This window comes from Mesorhizobium sp. WSM4850 (assembly GCF_055811735.1).
The window spans coordinates 160903-183423 of the sequence record NZ_JBVVPV010000005.1; the positions used below are offsets into that span (position 1 = coordinate 160903).

General features: G+C 60.1%; 18 protein-coding genes. 9 read left to right on the forward strand and 9 right to left on the reverse strand.

Annotation, left to right across the window (positions count from 1 at the left end; translation table 11 throughout):
• Nucleotides 1–44: 44 nt before the first annotated feature.
• Together AC0L2Z_RS08790 and AC0L2Z_RS08795 are read left to right on the forward strand one after the other, a co-directional pair.
• Complete coding sequence (locus tag AC0L2Z_RS08790) at nucleotides 45–1133, forward strand: glycosyltransferase family 4 protein (protein WP_128173708.1); 1089 nt, start codon at nucleotides 45–47, stop codon at nucleotides 1131–1133.
• On the forward strand, nucleotides 1130–1894 hold the full coding sequence (locus tag AC0L2Z_RS08795; RefSeq protein ID WP_473627561.1) for a polysaccharide deacetylase family protein: 765 nt from the start codon (nucleotides 1130–1132) through the stop codon (nucleotides 1892–1894). The genes AC0L2Z_RS08790 and AC0L2Z_RS08795 overlap by 4 nt, the downstream gene beginning before the upstream one ends.
• A 1-nt stretch (nucleotide 1895) precedes the next feature.
• Here AC0L2Z_RS08795 and AC0L2Z_RS08800 read toward each other — a convergent pair whose 3' ends face one another.
• The 4 genes from AC0L2Z_RS08800 to AC0L2Z_RS08815 all read right to left on the reverse strand — a co-directional run bounded on the left by AC0L2Z_RS08800 (nucleotide 1896) and on the right by AC0L2Z_RS08815 (nucleotide 6735).
• Complete coding sequence (locus tag AC0L2Z_RS08800) at nucleotides 1896–2750, reverse strand: MBL fold metallo-hydrolase (protein WP_287064592.1); 855 nt, start codon at nucleotides 2748–2750, stop codon at nucleotides 1896–1898.
• Nucleotides 2751–2885: 135 nt separating this feature from the next.
• Nucleotides 2886–3335, reverse strand: a complete 450-nt coding sequence (locus AC0L2Z_RS08805) for a cyclic nucleotide-binding domain-containing protein (RefSeq protein WP_091594718.1) — start codon at nucleotides 3333–3335, stop codon at nucleotides 2886–2888.
• Nucleotides 3336–3637: 302 nt separating this feature from the next.
• Nucleotides 3638–6352, reverse strand: a complete 2715-nt coding sequence (locus AC0L2Z_RS08810; protein ID WP_473627563.1) for an ABC transporter transmembrane domain-containing protein — start codon at nucleotides 6350–6352, stop codon at nucleotides 3638–3640.
• Nucleotides 6353–6369: 17 nt separating this feature from the next.
• Nucleotides 6370–6735: a hypothetical protein gene (locus AC0L2Z_RS08815; RefSeq protein WP_287227698.1), complete on the reverse strand. Its 366-nt coding sequence runs from the start codon at nucleotides 6733–6735 to the stop codon at nucleotides 6370–6372.
• An 82-nt stretch (nucleotides 6736–6817) separates the two neighbouring features.
• Here AC0L2Z_RS08815 and AC0L2Z_RS08820 point away from each other — a divergent pair, with 82 nt between their 5' ends.
• Nucleotides 6818–7489: a methyltransferase domain-containing protein gene (locus tag AC0L2Z_RS08820; protein ID WP_473627585.1), complete on the forward strand. Its 672-nt coding sequence runs from the start codon at nucleotides 6818–6820 to the stop codon at nucleotides 7487–7489.
• Nucleotides 7490–7580: 91 nt separating this feature from the next.
• On the opposite strand, the gene AC0L2Z_RS08825 is transcribed toward AC0L2Z_RS08820, so the two are convergent.
• The 4 genes from AC0L2Z_RS08825 to AC0L2Z_RS08840 form a co-directional block, all read right to left on the reverse strand.
• Nucleotides 7581–8771 (reverse strand): glycosyltransferase family protein, encoded by a 1191-nt coding sequence (locus AC0L2Z_RS08825; protein ID WP_473627564.1) that lies wholly within the window; start codon nucleotides 8769–8771, stop codon nucleotides 7581–7583.
• Nucleotides 8768–10012: a glycosyltransferase gene (locus AC0L2Z_RS08830; RefSeq protein ID WP_473627566.1), complete on the reverse strand. Its 1245-nt coding sequence runs from the start codon at nucleotides 10010–10012 to the stop codon at nucleotides 8768–8770. The genes AC0L2Z_RS08825 and AC0L2Z_RS08830 overlap by 4 nt, the downstream gene beginning before the upstream one ends.
• Nucleotide 10013: 1 nt before the next feature.
• Nucleotides 10014–11228 carry a glycosyltransferase family protein gene (locus AC0L2Z_RS08835; RefSeq protein WP_023797956.1) on the reverse strand — a complete coding sequence of 405 codons (1215 nt, stop codon included), beginning with the start codon at nucleotides 11226–11228 and terminating at the stop codon, nucleotides 10014–10016.
• Nucleotides 11229–11693: 465 nt separating this feature from the next.
• Nucleotides 11694–12560, reverse strand: a complete 867-nt coding sequence (locus AC0L2Z_RS08840) for an AraC family ligand binding domain-containing protein (protein WP_473627568.1) — start codon at nucleotides 12558–12560, stop codon at nucleotides 11694–11696.
• Between the two features lie 231 nt (nucleotides 12561–12791).
• Here AC0L2Z_RS08840 and melA (AC0L2Z_RS08845) point away from each other — a divergent pair, with 231 nt between their 5' ends.
• The 6 genes from melA (AC0L2Z_RS08845) to melA (AC0L2Z_RS08870) all read left to right on the forward strand — a co-directional run bounded on the left by melA (AC0L2Z_RS08845) (nucleotide 12792) and on the right by melA (AC0L2Z_RS08870) (nucleotide 21933).
• A complete protein-coding gene (gene melA, locus AC0L2Z_RS08845) occupies nucleotides 12792–14258 on the forward strand; it encodes an alpha-galactosidase (protein ID WP_473627569.1) in 1467 nt (488 codons plus the stop codon).
• 249 nt (nucleotides 14259–14507) lie between these two features.
• Nucleotides 14508–16592 (forward strand): ABC transporter substrate-binding protein, encoded by a 2085-nt coding sequence (locus tag AC0L2Z_RS08850; protein WP_473627570.1) that lies wholly within the window; start codon nucleotides 14508–14510, stop codon nucleotides 16590–16592.
• 122 nt (nucleotides 16593–16714) lie between these two features.
• Nucleotides 16715–17728: an ABC transporter permease gene (locus AC0L2Z_RS08855; protein ID WP_473627571.1), complete on the forward strand. Its 1014-nt coding sequence runs from the start codon at nucleotides 16715–16717 to the stop codon at nucleotides 17726–17728.
• Complete coding sequence (locus AC0L2Z_RS08860) at nucleotides 17725–18852, forward strand: ABC transporter permease (protein WP_128173700.1); 1128 nt, start codon at nucleotides 17725–17727, stop codon at nucleotides 18850–18852. The genes AC0L2Z_RS08855 and AC0L2Z_RS08860 overlap by 4 nt, the downstream gene beginning before the upstream one ends.
• Nucleotides 18853–18865: 13 nt before the next feature.
• Nucleotides 18866–20536: an ABC transporter ATP-binding protein gene (locus AC0L2Z_RS08865; RefSeq protein ID WP_473627572.1), complete on the forward strand. Its 1671-nt coding sequence runs from the start codon at nucleotides 18866–18868 to the stop codon at nucleotides 20534–20536.
• 23 nt (nucleotides 20537–20559) lie between these two features.
• The gene (melA, locus tag AC0L2Z_RS08870) at nucleotides 20560–21933 is read left to right on the forward strand and encodes an alpha-glucosidase/alpha-galactosidase (RefSeq protein WP_287259345.1); all 1374 of its coding nucleotides are present in this window, start codon (nucleotides 20560–20562) and stop codon (nucleotides 21931–21933) included.
• A gap of 230 nt (nucleotides 21934–22163) precedes the next feature.
• Here melA (AC0L2Z_RS08870) and AC0L2Z_RS08875 read toward each other — a convergent pair whose 3' ends face one another.
• Nucleotides 22164–22502 (reverse strand): slr1659 superfamily regulator, encoded by a 339-nt coding sequence (locus AC0L2Z_RS08875; RefSeq protein WP_023797948.1) that lies wholly within the window; start codon nucleotides 22500–22502, stop codon nucleotides 22164–22166.
• Nucleotides 22503–22521: the final 19 nt, after the last annotated feature.

Consider the following 22521-nt stretch of genomic DNA (forward strand, 5'->3'; position numbering starts at 1 on the left):
TTCGAAATTGACTTGCGCAGGCTTTCCGATGATAGGGTCCGACGATGCGAATTGCCTTCTACGCGCCGCTGAAGTCGCCCAATCATCCCGTTGCCTCCGGCGACCGCCAGATGGCACGGACGCTGGTCAAGGCGCTGGAGCATGCAGGGCATAGCGTCGAACTGGCATCCGAATTGCGCTTCTATCTACGCGAACCGGTTCCGAAAAGTTTCGATGCGCTCAAGATCGAAGCCCGAGAGGAAGCCGCGCGGCTGACAAAGCTTTGGGATCGTGACGGCAAGCCCGATCTCTGGTTCTGCTATCATCCCTATTACAAGGCGCCCGACCTGATCGGACCCGAACTGGCGTCGGCCTTTGCTATCCCCTGTGTGACAGCGGAAGCCTCCTATTCAAGGCGGCGCAACGCCGGTTTGTGGGCCGACACGCAGGCGTTGGTGGCGCGAGCCGTCGAACAGGCAGCGCTGAACATCTGCTTCACGCAAAGGGATCGTCAGGGACTGGCTGATGCGATTCCCGACGCCGCTCTCGGTCTGCTTTCGCCCTTCATCGACACATCGGCCTTCTGGGAAATGCCGGCACGGGGTTGTCCGACGCGCCTCGTTACCGTCGCCATGATGCGCCCGGGCGACAAAGTCGAAAGCTATCGCATGCTGGCGCAGGCGCTCGGTCCGATCGGCCACCTGCCCTGGACCATGTCCGTCGTCGGGGATGGGCCTGCCCGTGACGAGGTCAAAGCGCAATTCGCCGGCTTGCCCGCCGACCGTATCGTATGGCTTGGCGCGATTGAGCCGGCCGCCGTGCCGGATGTCCTCTACAGTGGGGGAATTTACGTCTGGCCGGGTTACGGCGAGGCCTATGGCGTTGCCTATCTTGAAGCACAGGCCGCCGGCCTTCCGGTGGTGGCTCAGGACATCGCCGGCGTGCCGGAGGTCGTGCGGGATGGCCAGACCGGGTTTCTCACCCCGCCGGGCGATGTGGCGGCGTTCGCTTCTGCCATTGAAAGGCTTCTCACCCGTAACGACGAAAGAACCATCATGGCCGCGGAAGCCAGACGTTTCATCCTCGAAGAACGCTCCCTCGGTGTTGCAGCGGGGCGTCTGGCCGAACTTCTTGCGAAGATCCCGGTTTCATGACATCCGATCGGATCTGGCAGCCCTTGGTGGAAGAACTGGCGTGCCGGCAACGGGCGGACCGTAAGGCAGAGTTCTGGCTCCGCGACGATGACGCCGTGGATCCGACGCCTGCGCTTGATCGGCTGCTCGACCTCACCGGTGAATTCGCAGTTCCGGTCACTCTGGCCGTCATTCCGGCCCTGACTGATGAGAAGCTTGTCGTCCGGCTTGACGAGGCGCCGCATGCCGCGGTCGCGATCCATGGCTGGGCGCACCGAAATCATGCGCCCGAGAACCAGAAAAAGCAGGAGCTCGGCGCGCATCGGCCACGCGAGGCGGTGCTCGATGATCTGGCTCGCGGGCTGTCGCATATAACCGGCCTGCACGGCTCACGTGCCGTTCCGATGCTGGTGCCACCCTGGAACAGGATCGACGCCGGCTTGGTACCCAACCTTGGATCGATAGGATTTGCGGCATTGTCGGTCTATGGGCCGCCGAAGCCGGCTCCACTGGCGGTCATCAACAGCAATGTCGACATCATGGATTGGCATGGCACGCGCGGCTGCCGAGATCATGGCCTATTGGTTCAGGCTATCATCGCGCAATTGCAGCGTGCACTCGGCGGCGGCGAACCGGTCGGCCTGCTCACCCACCATCTCGTACATGATGAATCGGTTTGGCTGTTCCTCGAACGGCTGTTCACAGTCACCGCACAGACTGAAGCGTGCGCATGGCTTCCGATCGGGACATTGATCGGGCGCAGCGCCAGTAGAGGAAAATAGCTCAGCGCTTTTTGTGCAACGAGCCCGGAAATTGGAGCGTCTGGCCATCCCGAGCGGCAAAAGCGCCGGCAAACCTGTCTTTGGCCAGTTGCTCGATCTCGTCCAGTTGCTCGTCGGTGCGTGTCGGATCGTGGTGAAACAGCGCAAGCCGCCGCGCACCGGCCGCCTCACAGAGCTTGACGCCCTGTTGCCACGTCGAATGCCCGTTACCGCGGCGGCGTTTCATTTCCTGGTCGGTGTAGGTGCAATCGTAAATGACGAGGTCGGCATCTTCGATCAGGGCGAGCACCGCCTGATCGAGTTTGTCCGGCTCGTGCTCAGTGTCTGTGATCACCGCCACGACCCGGCCGCCCCATTCGACCCGGTAGCCTATGCAGCCGCCCGGATGGATAAGACTGCCGGTTCGGACCACCACCCCTTCGCGCGGGCGAAGCACGTCTCCGGATACGAAATCGCGGCAGTCGAGGCTTGCCTTGCAGATCTCCAGTTTCACCGGAAACCACGGCGGCCGCATGAACTCATCGACCATCTGCCGGGTCGTCATGCGTCCTGCAAGATGCCCGGACCAAAGCGTAAGCTTGACGCTCCGGTCATAGATCGGCGCAAAAAACGGCAGCCCGATGATGTGATCGTAATGGCAATGGGTGAAAAACAGGTCGAAATCGGTCACGCCTGACGCCCGAAGTGCGGCGCCGGCAGGCCGTAGGCCAGAGCCCGCGTCGAATAGAAGCGTATGCTTGCCGCATCGCATCTCAATGCAGCTCGTGTTGCCGCCATAGCGAGAGAATTCTGGCCCTGATACCGGAGTGCTGCCGCGCACGCCCCAAAACCTGACCAGGAAAACTTCGTAGTCCATGCTACCCCTTCCCAGTCCCCGTCGCCCATCGTAGCCAAACAACTGCTGCTAGGCGAGACAGGTTTTCTCCGGGGTAACCTTCTCAGCAAGAGGCCAGTGCCATCGCGACGGCGAGGATCGAGCGCACGTCATCCGTTATTTGGTGCTTCGTGCGTCGATCAGATCCGCGGTCGTATGGCTTAGGCGATCGGCAAGAACCCGCAATATCTCGATGGTCATTTCCGGGAACTCCCTCATAAGCCTCAGGAAATGATCCTTGCGGATCCTCAAGACTTCCAGCGGACTTGCCGCTCTGACGGTGGCGGTGCGAGAGCTGTTGCACAATATGGCGATCTCGCCAACAATCGAATTTGGCTCCAGTTCGGCAACTTTTATCGGTCCGCTGTCGGAATCGACCAGAATATCCGCCCTGCCTGAAAGGATGACATAGGCGGCGTCTCCCTCGTCGCCCTGCCGGAAAAGGATCTGGCCGGCGCTGTAGCTCACACGATCGGATGTGAACGCAAGCAGCTTGAGCTTTGTCGGGTCGATGGCAGAGAACAAGGGAACGCGTTGCAGCATTGCAACTTCATCCTTGAGCAGCATTGTCGCAAACCTTCCCAAAATTCGCGTTTGCCAGACTAGAGCAATGGACGCCCAGATGGAATGAATTCTGTTTCCGGGATGGCGAGACGAACCGCGCGAAAGGTGGCGAGCCCGATGTCGTGCGATCGGGCGATGCCACCTGGCAATGGCGTCCGCCAACCGGAAACTCGAAGAGCCGGATGAATCTGCGGCAAACCCTTCGGGTTTCGGCGGGATGTGGCCTCGCTGCGCCCGTCGTCGAATCCCTTGACCTTGCAGTAAATTCCCACCGGCAGAATGATCGCATCTGAATGTCCGCTGCTCTATGACAACAGTCCCTTGAATGTACCGTTCCCTGCCAAAAGTGTCTCGGGTGTTCCGTCTTCCACCAATTTACCCGAATCGAAGACGATAACGCGATCGAACATTATCGCCATCGCCGGATTCGTCACGACCCACACAATTGCCGGCGAATGGCCGTCGCGCCTGGCTTCCTCGAGCACGTTCCGCAGCACCTTGTCCTGCATGCGCTGGTCGAGCGCCGACAGCGGCCGGTTGAGAATGAGAAAATCAGGACGCTTGAGCAGGGCCCGGGCAACATCGAGTTTCTGTCGCTGCCCGCTGGTCAGCCGCCTGCCGCTGGAGCCGACGTTGAAGTCCAGGCCGACATCCAGAAGTTCGGCATAAAGCCCAAGTTCGTCAAGAATGTCATAGACGATGGAGCGTATGCGATCCGGCGCGTCGGGATGGTTGTTGCCCACACGCCCGAACAGGACATTATCCATGACGGTGGCCGCGGCAATGTATTTGGCGGGATCATACCGTTCGATGGCATTCTGCAGCTCGGGCGGCAGGTTTTCATAGAACAGGTTGCGTGCAGCGACGATCTTGCTCATCAGTTCGTCGCTCAGCAGGCCGAAGCGGTGCCGGGGCTCGATATAGGCAAAGCTCAAGGTGACGATCATGGCGCGGTCGGTCTCCGAAACCGCCTCGTGGGGACGGTTCTTGAGCCGTTGCAGCAAGGTTTCGTAGGTGGGTATCTCCTCGGCGCTCATGAAGGCAAGTTGCTGGAAGAACGGGTGATCGGGCGGCAGGTCGGCAAACAGCTCGATCGCCTGTTCGGCGATCTCCATGCCCATTTCGTAGAGCGTGCGGTCGAGGCCGGCTTGCCTCAGAACAGAAGCAAAATAGGGATTGGCCGCCAGAGCCCTGTCGGCCAGTTCGGGGCCGGCGGCAGCGCCGAAGAGCAGGTTTTGGCCGATCGTTGCTTCCTTGTTGTAGGCGCCCGGTTCGAAAGGAACCACCAGTCCGCTCAGCCCTTCGTGTTCCAGCCGGGCTCGCAGCGCCGCACGCAGTTCGACGATCCGCCGGGCAAGCTCGCTGTGACGCGTGAGATCGGCTGAAGAGCGCAAGCCAAGATCCAGGATATCGCGCGATAGAACAACCGCGTCGAGTACCCGGCGCACGGCTTCAAAGAGGTCGTGCGGGCCGGTAGCGCCGGCGGAAACATAGTTGATCCAGTCGCTGTGGATATCAAGATCCGGATTGCCCGACAGGCGCGCCTCATGCATGTTCCAGCGGTGCTGGTCTGCCGCAGCATCGTCATAAGGCACCGATGTCAGCGGCGCATGCTTCAGCCCGTAGAGCAGGTTATCGCGTAGGCTTGCCTGGAACAGGAAAACATCCGACGAGGCATAGGACATGCGCCGGCCGGTCACTGCTTCGGGGAGTTCAAGCAAGTCGTCGGCGCCCGAAGCGACCCTTCCGCTGTCCGGCCAGTTCAGCCTTGCGAAGGCTTCTGCAAGCGCCTCGGCTCCACCTGTTGCGGTACTGAGCAGCGCCACCGTCTCACCCGGCTTGATCTTGAGGGAGACACGGTCGAGGAGCATTGCACCGCCATCATCTGCTATCGACAGACCGATCGCCGACAGGGGCTTGGTCATCGGATCGGGATCGTCGATCGTCAATGCCCCGATCCTCGGCGCAATGAGCCGATCGACGGTGAATTGTTCAACGACCTGCTGATATTTGACCTGGACATCCTGCCGCGCCTGATCCCAGTCGATCAGTTCCTTCATCGGTCCGGGCAGGTCCTTGTAGGCGCCGATCACGGCCACGAGCTGACCGACGTCCAGCCGCCCCTGGATGACCAGATATCCGCCGATCATGTAAAACAGAAAGGGCGTGAGCTGCGCGAGAAAATTGTTCAGAAACTTCACCATGAATTTCCATTGGTAAAGATCGAAGCGGATCTTGAAGATGAGCCCGAGCCGGGCAGCTATGTCGGCGCGCTCGTAGTTTGATGTGTCGTGGACGTGTACCGCGCCGATGCCGTCGACGATTTCGCCAACCCGGCCCGAAAGCGCGCGCGCCGTCAACTGCCGTTCGCGCCCGAGCACGATCAGCCGCCGCCGCATTCGCGGGATGAGCACGATCTGGACCGCCACGATCCCGGCCGCGATCATTCCGAGCCAGAAATTCTGGACCACGATGAACAGCATGGCCGTCAGCGCCTGGCCGCCGAGCAGCACCGGCTGCACGAAGGCATCGCCGATGAAGCCGCCCAGCGGCTCCACCTCGTCCTTCACCATGGTCGCCACTTCGGCGGATTTCACCCGCTTGAAGTAAAACGGCGGAAACCGCAGCACACGATCGACCAGATCGAAGCGGATACGCCGCAGCATGCGTTCGCCGAGGCGGCCCTTGTAGGTGTTGATATAGAATTTGAACAGGCCGTTGATGACGACCAGCAAGAGGAACACAAGGCTCAGCGCAAACAGCGTCGCCACGCGGTCGAGCTGAAAACCGGAGAAGAACTGGACCTCTCCGATGAACGGCAGGTTATAGTGCAGCCTCATGAATGGCTGGGTCGCGCCCGGTTGCTCGAACCCGCTACCTTGGATCGGGCCGTTGATGATCAGCTTCGGCAGGTCGAAGGACATGAAATACGGGATCATCGAAAGCACGACGATCATCAATATCCAGAGCTGCTGCTTCTTGGTGTGCGTCCAGATATAGCGGGCTAGGCTGGGTTCCATATGCGGCTGTGGACCCTTCAGTTGGAACGATGCAGGATGTAAAAGCACCTGCCGGCGAATGGCGTGTCGGCAATTTCTTCGTCACCAAGGACAAGCTCGAAGCTGCAGCGCACGGAAATTGTCCTGCGCTCAACGATGGAAGGAACCTGCGACGCGGCGCGATCCAGTTCCGGCGCATGGTCGATGACAACGACATGGGCATTGCTGATCATCGAAGAAGGCGGCTGGCCAAACGGTTCGCGGCTTCGGTAGGGTTTCGGCGAATAGCCGAGCAGCACGAAGCCGCAGCTGAGCGGCTGGTGCTGGCGAATGGACGCCGATGGTCCGGACAGATGCAACAGGCTCTCTCCGGCACCGGGCAATGGCGAAGCGGCTTGCAGCATAATCACGTCCGCGAATCAACAGCCTTCCGGGAGGCAAGATTGCGTTGTGTCGCCCGAAATCCCAACCTACAAGACGAATATGATGGATGTCACGCAACCACGCAATGCCGGCATGGACTGGCACGAGCAAGCCTTTGACCTGACGCGGGGAATTGCTGCCTATGTCAAGTGCCCCCTGGTGGCAGGGCTGGCGCGCGTCATCACCAGGCATCCGAACGCCGATATCGCCAACGCCTTCAACCACAAGCAGGTCGCCTGCAAGATGTGGGCGCTCGACAGGCTGTTCGAAAGCTGCGGCGGCCGGTTCGGGCGCATATGGGTTCTGGGTGGATGGTACGGCGTATTGCCGGCTATGCTTTTTAACGACGCTCGCTTCGACATCGCGGCGGTCGATAGCATCGACATCGATCCCGAAGTCGCGCCGGTCGCCCGGACCCTCAACCGGGAAGCCGGCGACCGTTTCCGGGCGCTGACGGCAGATATGTACGCACTCGACTATGCGGCCGGGCGGCCCGACCTGATCGTCAATACGAGCTGCGAACACATAGCCGATCTGCGCGCCTGGCTTGCTCTGCTTCCGCGGGGCACGACTGTACTGCTGCAATCGAACGATTATTTCAGCGAGCCGACGCACATCAACTGCGTGGCTTCGCTTGCAGCCTTCGAAGCAATGGCGGCGTTACGGGAGGTGCGGTTCTCCGGCGAACTGCCGACAAAAAATTATACGCGCTTTATGCTGATTGGAACTGTTTGACGCATTTCGCCCGGTTTGGGACAACGACATGCATAAACGAGGAGTTGAAGCGCGTCGCACGAACCTCGCCAGACGCGACGCGCGTTAGCATCTATCCTCTGTTTTGATCATGAACTTCTCCGAAACCGGACCCCATTTTTAGGGACCATGTTCGATACCGATGGCGCAGAATTTGCGCCGAGCGACGCGCGCCTTCCAGATCGAGACGATGCGCGGCTGGCGTCGGTCCCGCAAGCGCCTGTTCGATCGCTTGCGCCAAACCTTCAGGCGTTAGGTCCATCTCCATCAGCACCGTTGCAAGGCCGAGTTCTTCGAGCATCAGGGTGCGAACCGTCTGTTCGGTTTCCCCGCCGGCTGCAAATGGAACGAGCAGTGAGCGACAACCCGCGCGCAGGACATCGCAGACCGTGTTGTAACCCGCCTGCGAGACCGACAGGCGGGCGCCGGTCAGCAGGCTGGCGAAATCCTCGCGGAACCGGAATATGGACAGGACCGGCGAGGCATCGCGTGCGATCGCGTCAAACTCGTCTTTCGGCAGGTTGGGGCCGGTGATCAAACACCATTTCCAAGCGTTGTTGGCATTCCGCGCCGCTGCGATGGTGGAGCTGACAAGGCTCTTTCCGGCAGCCCCGCCGCCAACCGACACCAGAACGTCGAAGCGCTCGGGGGCCGCGGGCGATGGCGGCGCGGCAACGAGCCCTGTGTAGGTGACCTCGGCCTTGATCGCCCCAGCCAGTGGAAATGTCTTGTCGATGGTTGCGAAAGCCGGATCGCCATGGACCATGACAAGGTCGAAATGCCTGTTGACCAGATCGACCGTTTCCTCGTTTCGGCCCGGCTTGACGCGCTCCTGAAGGATATCACGGACGGACGTCGCCAGCAGCGGTCTGGGCGACGTCGCGTCGATGGCCTCGATCAGCGGCAGGAGTTCGAAACGCATCTGCCGGCGTCCAAATGGAAACGCCTCGACAATGACGATATCAGGCCTGCAATCCCGGAAGGCCTGCAGCAGCATCTCTGAACGCCATCTCTTGAAATCATCGTCGATGGGTTTGCCCTGCAGGTCGACAAGTCCGGAAAATCCTTCATCACCGGAGGTGACAGGTGGCAGGGCTACAGATTTCACACCCACTCCCGGAAACCCCGCGATCGGCGCTCCGCCGGTCACGACCGTTACGTCAAACCCGTCATCGACCAGAGCCGCCGCAATGCGGCTGGCGCGCGCGAGATGGCCGATACCGAGCAGGTGCTGGACATAGAAGAAAGCGCGCAGCCGCTTCATTCGGCGGCCCGCCACTCCCGCTCGAACAGTTCCTTGAGCTGTCCAATGCTTGCCAAATGATCGAAATTACCGCGCACGCGCCGCTCTGCGGCGTCGCCGAGGCGGGCGCGCAGCACGGGATCCCGGATCAGGCGCTCCAGCGCCTGCGCCAGGGCAATTGGGTTTTCCGTCGGAACCAGCAGCCCGGTTTCATCCGGCGATAGAAGCTCCGGCACGCCGGAAATATCGGTCGACACGCAGGCAAGCCGCTGGCTAGCCGCCTCCACCAGAACATTCGGCAGACCGTCCCGGTCGCCATTTGCGGTGATCCTGCAGGCCAGGGCGAAGATGTCGGCGCAGCGGTAGTGATCAAGCACCTCCTCCTGCGCAAGCGCGCCTTTCCAAAAGACGCGGCCATCCAGGCCGAGCTTTTGCGCCAGCGCCTTGAACCGTTCCAGTTCCTCGCCGCCGCCGACATGCTCGAAACGCCACGCCAAATCACTAGGCAAGAGGGCAAGGGCCTCCAGCAACGTATCGTAACCTTTCTTTTCAACGGCGCGCCCCACACTCAGAATGATAACCGGTTGGTCCGGCGCCGAGCCGTCATGCTGTTTTCGCGCCTCGCCGAAACTGCCGAAGCGATCAAGGTCGAGCCCATGATAGCTCAGATGCACAGACGCGTTGCCGTTAGCGAGTTTTTTCAGACGGTCGAAGCCGGTTTTCGTGCAAGTTACCGTCCAGCGGGCCGAGGAAAGCTTGCCAGCCAGATCCCAGTCCGCCGAAGTCCAGATGTCCTTGGCATGGGCCGAGCAACTCCAGGGCAGGCCACGAAGCTGGCTGGCATAGCGCGTCACCGATGCCGGTGTATGCGCGAAATGTGCGTGCAGCCAGCCCGCGTCTTCCGGCCATTCGGCCGCCAGCACGAGCGCTTGCCCGAAGCGGCGCGCGCGATTGCGCGTAAAGTCGCGGCCGAGGTCGATAGCCAGCGATCCGAGCGCGCGCCAGAAGCCCGGCCGAAGCAGATAAGCAAACAGGGAGCGAACCACGCGCAGCGGCTCTTCATGCAGATATTCCGGCAGATAATGGACGGGCGCTTTGATCTCGTCATGCACGGGGTGGCGTTTTGCGTCGGTCGGCCGCCTGAGCGCGAAGAGTATCAGGTCGAACCCCGCACGCTCCAGTCCGAGCAGTTCCTGCGCGATGAAGGTTTCCGACAGCCGCGGATAGCCCTTCAGAACCACGACGATCTTGCGATGTTGCAACTCAGATCATGCCTTCAATGACCGAAAGGTGATGGCCGCCCCGCCGGTCGAGCAGTTCCGAGACGATTTCAGAAATGTGAGGCAGCCCCTCCAGCGTCAGATGCGGATGGCTCTGCGATGGGCCGGGCCGGGCCGGCAGCACCTCCAGCGCATTGGCAAACCGCTGGGAATCCTCGGCTTCTTCCGGCAAAAGCATCTCAATGAGGCCGAGTTCGGCTGCGCGCCGTGCTCGAATCAGTTGTTCCTCGCGGGGCTTGACGCGCGGCACGATCAGCGCCGGCTTGTCGAAAGACAGTATCTCGCAATAGGTGTTGTAACCGCCCATCGCCACGACCGCCTTGGCGCCGGCAATGAGATCTTCCATGCGGTTGTCGAACTCGATGATCTTGATATAGGGGATCTTGGCCCCCTTCTTGAGCAGCTTGTTGCGCTTGCGCGCCGGCATGTAAGGCCCAAGCACGATCAGCGCCCTATGCTGCAATTGCGGATCCTGCTGATAGGCATCGATGACACTGTGGATCAGGTCGCCGCCGTCACCGCCGCCACCGGTGGTAACGAGGATATAATCGCCGTCGGGCCGGTGGCCGGGCAACTCGTTCTTCTGCAGGCTCCGTTGCAGGAAACCGACGAACTTCATCTTTGCCCTGACAGCCGGCGGCACGTCCAAACCGATCAGCGGATCGTAGAAATCCGGCGGACCATAGACCCAGACCTTGTCGTAGAACAGGCCTATCTTGCGCATCACATCCCTGTGTGCCCACTCTGCTTCGAGCAGATGCGGCGCGTCCATCACCTCGCGCAGGCCGAGCACGAGCGTGGTGCCCCGCGTCTTGAGGTAGGACAGCGTGTCCTCGATCTCACCGCGCAGGCCAAGCGGTTCCTTGTCGACGATGAAGATATCCGGCCGGAAGGTCTCGGCTGTGTGGCGGATGATCGACTGGCGCATCCTTAGCGTCTCATGCAGATCGATATCCTTTTCCAGCGAGGTGTATTCGCCGTTGCGCAACTTGATGACGCTGGGGATCTTCACGAAGTCGACACGGGCGCGGTAGTCGAAGGCGCCAGCGATAGTCGCACCCGAAATGATAAGCACCTGAAGTCCGCGGAAATCCTCGACCAGCGAATGCGCGATCGTCCGGCAGCGCTGCAAGTGGCCGAGCCCGAACGTGTCGTGGCTGTACATGAGAATTCGAGCATTTTGTACGTGCTGGGTCATTGTTGAACGTCTTTTGGAATTCTCGCCTGAGGACCGTGGACGACCCCGCACGAAACCATCCTCGCGGGTCTGCCGACCTGTTTTGGAACATGACGGCGCAATTATCAATTACCCAAGAGGGTCCATATGCAGAAGCCAGGAAGCTGCGTCTGCTCAGCTGCCACGCTGGTCCAGAGAACCTGCATCATTTTCTAGCCTTGATCATCTCGGATTGGCAGCGACGATTCGGATAAGGCGGCGTTGGCGGAAATAGACGTTTCCAAGGTTGGGGTCGAGCGTTCGAATCGCTTCATCCGCTCCAAGTTCTCTCAAGGGAATCAAGCTATTGAGAGGCGTCTTTCGGGACGCTTTTTGCTTACAAGGCCAGCTTTGCCGCCTCCTGAAAGCCGATGTCCGAGTGACCAGGTTGACGGTCTCTCTCGCGCTAAAAGCAGCAATCAAAGGATGACAGGTCAGCGCTATTTGTCATCTGTCCAAAATCTGCCCCTGCTGATAACCGGCGCTTGCATACATGCCAGTGGTTCTGAATTCTGTCGGACTGACGCCGAAGCCACGTCGGAATACCTTGGCGAAGTAGTTGGGATCTTCGAAGCCGCACATGCCGGAAATATCCTTCACCGGAAGGTCGGCGGACATGGTCAGTAGCTTTGCGGCGCGGTCGAGGCGTCTGTTGAGGACGAACTCAGCCGGAGGAATACCTTCATGCGCCGCGAACACACGCGAGAAATGCGCGCGACTGAGACCGGAAAGCCGCGCCAGCTCATCGACCGGCAACGGCAGATGCAGATGCGCACCGATATAGTCAGTCACCTGACGCACTACCGAATTCTCCGCCACATCATTTCCGTGCAGTTCGAACACGTCGTCATAGAGTGCCATGGCCGCCTCATAGGAAATTGCCGAGGCGCGTGCCGGCGTTGAGCCGTCGCCTTTGACCAGCCGGTAGGCGCAGTCGGCCAGATTATCGACGGTCGCTGCCCGCAGGCTGAACACCGGTCCTTTCGTTGCCAGGACCTCTCTATGGATGCGCAACGCTTCCGCCCCATGCATCGATATCCAGAAAAACTCCCAGCGCCCGCCCTTTTCGACCCAGTAGCGGTGCGAATTCGGAACAACCAACAGCATCGTCTCGCCCGGAGCGATGCGGTAGGACCTGGTTCCGTAACGCAGGTTTCCGGTGCCGCTGATGGTGTGCTGTATCACTGTGAACGGCGTCTGCCCGCGCCTGCGGCCATCCCAGCTGTAGCCGGCATCCGTTCTCACGTCGTAGCCGGTGCTCGTCGGCATGGTGTGCAATCGCTGCCGAGCGCGCGGCAGGGAAATCATTTTCATCACCGGTCCAAGGTCGACGAGTTTTTGCAGCACAAAATTACCCTACAAAGCACATCTACGCCCTACCGGAGGGGCGTGATCTTACGCATATTGACCAAAAAACAAAAGAGATGAGGATGAAACCCCGGTTGCACGCCGCTTGGTTGCGTGTCTTCCGAATAACACGCCTGGACTGGATTTCTACGAACCGCTTTTACCTATCGGTCCAATCCGCTTGCGGAGAAGGTTCGAATGAGCAGATTTAAGATCGCAATCATTGGCGCGGGCAGCGTCGGTTTCACCAAGAAGCTGTTCACGGACATTTTGTGTGTCCCGGAGCTGCGCGACATCGAGTTCGCACTGACCGACATCAGCGAGCACAATCTCAAGATGATCGAGTCAATTCTCCTGCGGATCGTCAAGTCGAGTCAGCTTCCTGCACGGGTGACCGCGACGACGGACCGCCGCAAGGCGATCGAGGGCGCGCGCTACATCATTAGCTGTGTGCGCGTCGGAGGTCTCGCCGCCTATGCCGACGATATCCGCATCCCCTTGAAATACGGCGTCGACCAGTGCGTCGGCGATACAATCTGCGCCGGTGGCATTCTCTACGGCCAGCGCAACATCCCGGTCATTTTGGATTTCTGCAAGGACATTCGCGAATTGGCCGAGCCAGGCGCCAAATTCCTGAACTATGCCAACCCGATGGCGATGAACACCTGGGCGGCGATCGAATTCGGCAAGGTCGATACGGTCGGTCTCTGCCATGGGGTCCAGCATGGGGCCGAGCAGATTGCCGAGATCCTCGGTGCCGGGGAAGGCGAGCTCGACTATGTCTGCTCCGGCATCAACCACCAGACCTGGTTCGTCGACGTTCGCGTCAAGGGCCGCAAGATCGGCAGGGATGAGCTCGTCGCCGCCTTCGAGGCGCATCCGGTCTTCTCGCGGCAGGAGAAACTCAGGATTGACGTGTTGAAGCGCTTCGGCGTCTATTCGACCGAAAGTAACGGCCACCTGTCGGAATATCTACCCTGGTATCGCAAACGGCCTGAGGAGACTGCCAAGTGGATCGATATGTCGGACTGGATCCACGGCGAAACCGGCGGTTATCTGCGCTATTCGACCGAAACCCGGAACTGGTTCGAAACCGAGTTCCCGCAATTCCTCGAAGATGCAGGAAAGCCCTTCGATCCCGGGCGCCGCTCGAACGAGCACGCCAGCCACATACTGGAGGCGCTCGAGACCGGTCGGGTCTATCGCGGTCACTTCAACGTCAAGAACGAAGGCGTCATCACCAATCTTCCGTCCGATGCAATCATCGAATCGCCTGGTTTCGTCGATCGCTTCGGCATCAACATGGTGGCCGGCGTCACGCTTCCGGAAGCCTGCGCCGCGACCTGCATTTCGTCGATTAATGTCCAGCGCATGTCCGTCCACGCGGCAATCTCCGGCGACATCGACCTCCTGAAACTGGCCGTGCTGCACGATCCGCTGGTTGGCGCCATCTGCACGCCGGAAGAGGTCTGGCAGATGGTCGACGAGATGGTTGTGGCGCAAGCGCAATGGCTGCCGCAATTCGCCCATGCGATCGACAGCGCCAAGGAGCGGCTGAGCCGCGCGACGGTAAAAACGCGGGAATGGAAGGGCGTTGCCCGCCGCGAGGTTCGCTCGATCGAAGAGATCAGGGCCGAAAAGGACGCATTGCGCGCGGCCGGCTGAGACATTGGTTGCGATAAGCCAATGTTCCGGAAAACCGGGCGGCCAGGATCGTGCCTCGGCGAATGCGCTCGGGCAGCACGGCACTGTCATCCGAGAAAGCGGAATACCGCTTCTGAGAAAGCGGAATACCGCTTCTGAGAAAGCGGAATACCGCTTCTGAGAAAGCGGAATACCGCTTCGATCGAATGCTTGTAGGAGGAGAGCCATGCCATCGCGGCAGGCCCGAAGCATAAGGGAGAGACCAGGACAATGAACAATTTTGGCCGCATGAAAACCGCCGCCGCGCTCCTGTTTGGTGTATCGGCGTTCGCGATCCAGGCCGTGGCCTCCGAGCCGACGATCGTGCCGGAACAGCCGCCGTTTCCGGCGCAAGGCAAGATCAATTACGTGCCGCGCGATTCAATTCTGGAATTCAAGGCGCTATCCGAATATCGCGAGCCGGAGTGGGTCACCGAAAAATTCGTCAAGACCGGGAAACTGCCTCCGTTGGCCGAGCGGCTGCCGAAGGAGCCGATGGTCTTCAAGACAGGCAACATGCCCGACGGGATAGGCGTCTATGGCGACACTATGCGCCACGTCATCGGCGGCCGGCCGGAAGGCTGGAACTACAGTGCCGGGCAGACGCAAGGCTGGGGCGGCATTGACATTGCGATGTTCGAATGCCTGACGCGCACCGCGCCGCTCTTCCAGGTCGATGCCAAAGACGTCGAGCCGCTGCCCAATCTTGCCCGGAGCTGGGAGTGGTCGGAAGACGGCCACACACTGACGATGAAGTTGATCGAAGGCGCAAAGTGGTCCGACGGAGATCCCTTCGACGCCGATGACGTGATGTTCTATTGGGACGACAATGTCGTCGATCCGAACGTCTCGCCGCTGAACGGTGCAACACCGGAAACGTTCGGAGAAGGCACCACCCTGAAGGCGGTAGACAAATATACGATCGAATGGACTTTTAAGGACGCGTTCCCGCGCCAGCATCTCTATGCGATGGCCTATGGAACCTTCTGCCTTGGCCCCTCGCACATTTTGAAGACCAAGCATCCGAAATATGTGGGCACCACCTACGACGAGTACAAGAACGGCTTTCCGCCGGAATACTTGAATATGCCCGTCATGGGCGCCTGGGTGCCTATCGAATACCGTTCGGACGACGTCATCGTGCTTCGCCGCAATCCTTACTATTGGAAGGTGGACGAAGAGGGAAATCAGCTGCCCTATCTCAACGAACTGCACTACAAGCTTTCGACCTGGGCCGATCGTGACGTGCAGGCGATCGCCGGGTCCGGCGATATCTCGAACCTGGAGCAACCTGAAAATTTCGTGGAATCGCTGAAGCGCGCCGCACAGGAAACGGCTCCCGCGCGGCTGGCCTTTGGCGCCCGGCTGATCGGCTACAATCTGCGCATGAACTTTTCAGCCAATGGCTGGGGCGAGCCGGACGAGCGGGCGCAGGCCGTACGCGAGCTCAACCGCAACGTCGATTTCCGTAAGGCCGTGACCATGGCCATCGATCGCAAGAAACTCGGCGAATCCCTCGTCAAAGGACCCTTCACCGCGATCTATCCCGGCGGCATTTCCTCTGGCACGAGCTTTTACGACCGCGCCTCGACGGTGTACTACCTGTTCGATCTGGAAGGCGCCAAGGCGCTGCTGGAGAAGGTCGGGTTGAAGGACACGGACGGCAACGGCGCCGTCAACTTTCCGGCCGGTACAGCTGGCGGCTCGGACGTACAGATCGTGCTTCTGGTGAATTCCGACTACAGCACCGATCGCAATCTCGCGGAAGGTCTGGTCGGCCAGATGGAACAGCTTGGCCTCAAGGTCGTGCTCAACACAATCGATGGCGCGAAGCGCGACGCAACCCAGTATGCCGGGCGCTTCGACTGGCTTGTTCGCCGCAACGAGCAGGAACAGACCTCAGTTGTGCAGAACACGACCCAGCTTGCCCCGACCGGTCCGCGCACGAGTTGGCATCACAGGGCAGGAACGGACGGCACGGTCGATCTGATGCCGTTCGAACAGGAACTCGTGGACGTCGTCAACAAGTTCATCTCCAGCAACGACAATGACGAGCGTGCTGATCTGATGAAGCAGTTCCAGAAGGTCTCGACGACGAATCTCGATACGATCGGCCTGACAGAATATCCGGGTGCGCTCATCATCAACAAGCGCTTTTCCAACATTCCGGAAGGCGTGCCGATCTTCATGTTCAATTGGGCGGAGGACACGATCATCCGTGAACGGGTCTTCGTCGCTGCCGACAAGCAGGGCGACTACGAGCTGTTCCCCGAGCAGCTTCCGGGCAAGCCCGGTGAAGGCGGTCCGATCAACTGACCGCAGTCGATTTCCCCTCCGGCGAGCATCCGCCGGAGGGGAGGTTGCGAATTGAACCGTGGAGATACCGCGCCTCGTGAAGGAGCAGATCGCCACGAGCCACAAGAGAAGCAAACACGATCATGTTCAGATTTCTGCTTGTGCGTATCGCCTCGGCGATTCCTGTCCTCTTCGTCCTGAGCGTCGTGACGTTCGCGATCATCCAGGCCCCGCCGGGCGACTACAGCGACTATGTGCGCTCGCAACTGATCAACCAGGGTGGCGCATCCTTCGAAAAGGCCGACGCCCAGGCGCAGGCCTACAAGATCGCGCATGGCCTCGATAAGCCCTTGCCCCTCCAGTACGTCAACTGGATCACGGGCATCGTCACCCGCGGCGATTTCGGCCACAGTCTCTTCTACAACAAGCCTGTCGCCGATGTGGTCGGTGAACGTTTGCCCCGTACGCTGGCGCTGGCGCTCGTCTGCCATGTCCTGGCTTCGGTGATCGGCATCACCTTCGGCGTTTTGGCGGCAACCCGGCAATATTCCTGGGTGGACAGCCTGCTGTCGGGCATCTCGTTTCTCGGCATGACGATACCGCGATTCCTGATGGCGCTGATTATCGTCTATATCCTGGTGTTCCACTTCAATGTCACTGAGATCAACAGTTTCCATTCCGCTCGCTACGGCGGGGCGCCCTGGTCGTGGGGCAAGTTCGTCGACCTGGTCAAGCATGTCTGGCCGGTCATCGCGATCGCCACTTTGGGCGGGCTCGCCTACAACATGCGCGTCATGCGGGGCAATCTTCTCGATACGCTGAACGCCCAATATGTCGAAACGGCTCGGGCCAAGGGCCTGAGCGAGGGCGCGGTGGTCATGCGCCACGCCGTGCCGAACGCGCTGCATCCGCTCGTCATGTATCAGGGCGTCGTGCTGCCCTACATGCTGACCGGCGAGATCGAGACCGCGATCATCTTCGCCCTGCCTACGGTCGGCCCGGCCATCGTCGGCTCGATGTGGGTCGGCGACGTCTATGTCACGGCGACCTTCATGCTGGTTCTGTCGGTGACGCTGATCGTCGGCAACATCATCGCCGACATGCTGCTCGCGGCACTTGACCCGCGCGTTCGTCTTGGGGGAGGGGCCGACGCATGAAAGCCGACGTCCAATCCGTAGTCTGCGCCTCCGTGCCGCCGGCCAAAGGCAACGGCAATGAAACCTATACCGCGCTTGTCTGGCGCCGTCTGAAGCGATCCTGGACCGGCATGATAGGGCTGATCCTTGTCTGCCTCCTGATGATCATGACGATTTTCGCGGAGTTCTTCGCACCCGTCGATCCGAAGCTTACCGGCGTCGGTTTCGCGCCGCCGCAGACAATCAGCATGACGGATCGGGAGGGGAACTTCGTCTTTCCGCCGCGCAGCTATCCGATTCGTGAAACAGATGAATTCGACCCCGTCACGTTCCAGCCGATCGTCGGCCCCGACTACGATAACCCGCAGACGCTCGGCTTTTTTGTCAAGGGGTTCGGCTACAGGCTATTCGGACTGATCCCGGCGCAGCGGCATTTCTTCGGCGCCACCGACGGAAGCCCGGTCAATTTCCTCGGCACCGACAAGTTCGGCCGCGATGTGCTGTCGCGCATCATCTACGGCTCGCGCATTTCGCTGATGATCGCCCTGACCGTGGTGTTCATCATCACGGTAGTCGGCACGACGGTCGGCATGGTGTCCGGATATTTCGGCGGAAGGTTCGACGCATGGGTGCAGCGCTTCGTCGAACTGGTGCTCGCTTTTCCGCAACTGCCGCTCTATCTCGCGCTCACCTCGCTGATTCCGGTGACGGCGCCGACCAATGTCTTCCTCGCGTTCGTCATCTTCGTGATGTCGGCGCTCGGCTGGGCACAGCTGTCGCGCGAAGTTCGAGGCAAGACGCTGGCGCTGGCGCGGATCGACTATGTGCGGGCGGCGATGGCGATCGGCGCAACCGACCGCCGGATCATCTTTCAGCATATTTTCCCCAACGTCATGAGCCACGTCATCGTCGCCGTCACGCTGGCGATCCCCAATGTCGTGCTGCTTGAATCCTTCCTCGGCTTCCTCGGTTTCGCGGTGAAGCCGCCGCTGATCTCCTGGGGGCTGATGCTGCAGGATACCGCGACATACTCCGTCATTGGGTCCTATCCCTGGATCCTTGCCCCCGTGGGTTTCGTGCTGGTCACCGTCTTTGCGTTCAATGCGCTGGGCGATGGTCTTCGCGACGCCGTCGATCCCTATTGAGAAGGCCGGCACCATGGCTCTGACGGAAAAGACCTCGATGGCGCCGGACGAACGTCACGATCATGCGGTGAGGACCGGCAGTCCGATCATCGACGCCCGCAATGTCGCGGTGACCTTCAAGGTAGAAGGCGGAACGGTCGACGCGGTCAAGGATGTCTCGTTTCAGCTCTATCGCGGCGAGACCATCGCTGTGGTGGGAGAATCCGGCTCCGGCAAGTCGGTGACGGCGCGCACGGTCATGGGCTTGCTCACCAAGCGCGCCGCCGTGGCCGTGCACTCGCGGATCGAATATGATGGGAAAAATGTGCTGAAATTCTCCGACCGGCAGCGCCGGGCGCTGCGCGGCGACCGCATTTCGATGATATTCCAGGAGCCGATGAGTTCGCTCAATCCGGTCTACACGGTCGGCGCGCAGATCATCGAGGCGATCCGCGTTCATCAAAAGATGAGCCGCAGGCAAGCAGCGGAGCGTACGCTGGAGCTGTTGCGGCAGGTGCAGATTCCGGACCCGGAAAGCCGCTTCAACCAATATCCGCACCAGCTTTCAGGCGGTCAGCGCCAGCGCGTCATGATCGCCATGGCGCTCGCCAATAATCCGGACGTACTCATCGCCGATGAACCCACGACGGCACTCGACGTCACCGTGCAGGCGCAGATACTCAACCTCATCCGTGATCTGCAGCAGAAGCTCGGTATGGCGGTAATCCTGATCACTCACGATCTGACGGTCGTTCGCCAGTTTTCCGACTACGTCTATGTCATGAGCCAGGGCGAGGTGAAGGAGCACAACACCACTGAAGCGCTCTTCAAGAACCCGCAGCATCCCTATACGCGCCATCTTCTGGCGTCCGAACCAAAGGGCATGGCCAATCCGACGCCGGTGGACTCAGCCGTCATTCTCGAGGGCAGCAATGTGTGGGTGTCGTTCATGCTGAAGCATGGTGGGTTCTTCAAGCCGCGGCTCAAGGAACTCGTCGCCGTCGACAGCCTCAGCCTAAAGCTTCACCGGTACGAAACGCTGGGGCTGGTCGGCGAATCCGGGTCCGGCAAGACGACGTTCGGGCAGGCGCTGGTGAAGCTTCTGACGGCCGACGGCGGCGAAATCTTCTTCGACGGCGAACCGATCCACGCAAGGACACGTGACCAGATGCGGCCGCTCAGATCGCGCATGCAGGTCGTCTTTCAGGATCCGTTCTCCTCGCTCAATCCGCGCATGTCGGTCGGCCAGATCATCGAGGAGGGGCTGATCGTCAATCGGCTCGGCGACGACAAAAGTGATCGGTTGCAGCGCGTGGAGCAGGCGCTTGTCAGCGCCGGGCTTCCGCACAACATCCTGTCGCGCTTTCCGCACGAGTTTTCCGGTGGACAGCGCCAGCGCATCGCTATTGCGCGGGCAATCGCACTCGAGCCGGAATTCATCCTGCTCGACGAGCCGACATCGGCGCTCGATCTCTCCGTTCAAGCCCAGATCATCGACCTCCTGCGGAAGCTGCAGGACGAGCGCGGACTGAGCTATCTCTTCATTTCCCACGATCTCAAGGTCGTACGCGCGCTCTGTCATCGGGTCGTGGTGATGCAGCACGGTAAAATCGTCGAGGAGGGACCCGTCGACGAGGTTCTTTCCCATCCGAGGACCGCCTACACTGAACGGCTCGTCAGGGCCGCGTTCGAGGTAGCCGCGTAAATCGCAGACAAGAGGCGCAATTCATGACGAGACAACCCAAAATCACGTTCATCGGGGCCGGTTCCACCGTCTTCATGAAGAATGTCATCGGCGATGTGCTGCAGCGGCCGTCTCTTTCGGGCGCTACCATCGCGCTGATGGACGTCAATCCGCAGCGCCTGGAAGAAAGCGAGATCGTCGCCGGAAAGCTGGTCAAGACGCTTGGCTCTGCGGCGACCATCGAGACGCATTCCAGCCAGCGCAAGGCCCTGGAAGGCGCGGACTTCGTCGTCGTTGCCTTCCAGATCGGCGGCTACGAGCCCTGCACGGTCACTGATTTCGAGGTGCCGAAGAAATACGGCCTGCGCCAGACGATCGCCGATACGCTCGGCGTTGGCGGCATCATGCGGGGTTTGCGCACCGTTCCGCACCTCTGGAAAATCTGCGAAGACATGATGGCAATCTGCCCCGACGCCATCCTCCTGCAATACGTCAACCCGATGGCGATCAACACCTGGGCGATTGCGGAAAAGTATCCGCTCATCAAGCAGGTCGGTCTCTGCCATTCGGTGCAGGGAACCGCTTTCGAGCTCGCCCGAGATCTCGAAATCCCGCTCGAGGAAATCCGTTACCGTGCCGCCGGCATCAACCACATGGCCTTCTACCTGAAATTCGAGCATCGGCAGGCTGATGGCAGCTACCGCGACCTTTATCCGGATCTCGTGCGCGGCTACCGCGACGGGCGATTTCCGAAACCCAGCCACTGGAATCCGCGCTGCCCGAACAAGGTGCGTTACGAGGTGCTGACCCGCCTCGGCTATTTCGTCACCGAAAGCTCGGAGCATTTCGCCGAATACACGCCCTATTTCATCAAGGACGGCAGGCCCGATCTGATCGAGAAATTCGGCATTCCGCTCGATGAATATCCCAAGCGCTGCATCGAGCAGATCGAGCGGTGGAAAGGGCAGGCGGCTGCCTACCGGAGCGCCGAGAACATCGAGATCGAGGAGAGCCATGAATATGCTTCCTCGATCATGAACTCGGTCTGGACCGGCGAGCCCTCGGTTATTTACGGCAATGTCCGCAACAATGGCTGCATCACCTCGCTGCCGGAAAATTGCGCGGCCGAAGTACCGTGCCTGGTCGATGCGTCCGGCATCCAGCCGACCTTCATCGGCACCTTGCCGCCGCAACTGACGGCGCTCATCCGCACCAATGTCAATGTGCAGGAACTGACTGTCGCGGCCTTGATGACGGAAAACCGCGAGCATCTTTATCACGCGGCGATGATGGATCCGCATACCGCCGCCGAGCTTGATCTCGACCAGATCTGGTCGCTGGTCGACGACCTGCTCGCCGCGCACCGCGACTGGATTCCGGAGTGGGCGCGGATCTCGAAAAACGTGCAGGCAGCGTAAGGACGGAACGGTCCTGGTTTGGAGCCGCGATATGGCGTCTCCAACGCCGACGTTCAGCCGTACCGGAAGTCATGACCCTGACCGGCCTTTCGGCCGCCGCCTCGGAAGCGGCATTCAGCCGGATGCCAGAGCGTATGAGCCCGCTCCCGTCCTTTTCGATTCGCATCTCAAAAGGCAGACGTCCGGAAAGTGTAGCCGAATGGTCTTTGACGCCTGGATAAACCCGCCTGTCAGCCAACGAAGAGTACCATCGCAGGATGTAGTTTTTTGAGATTTGGCAGCGATTTCGACTGCCAAGGTATTTCCGAGCTTCCCCGGACAATGAGTTGGATCTCTGGATGTTTTCTGACCTCTATGGTAAATTTGGCCAATAAATTAATGCCCGACGAGTTAAGGAACTCCAAGTCTGATACATGTATCGTTATAGTAGTAGGATTGGAGGTAAGGACATTCATCATTAGCTGCAAAATGGGCGCATAGGCCTCAGAACTGGACAACCTCATTACGCCGTCAAAATAAACATCGCTTCCTTCGTTCCACACGCGATAATTTGTCGTTGTTATGTCCACGATTTTGTCTTCATTTCGT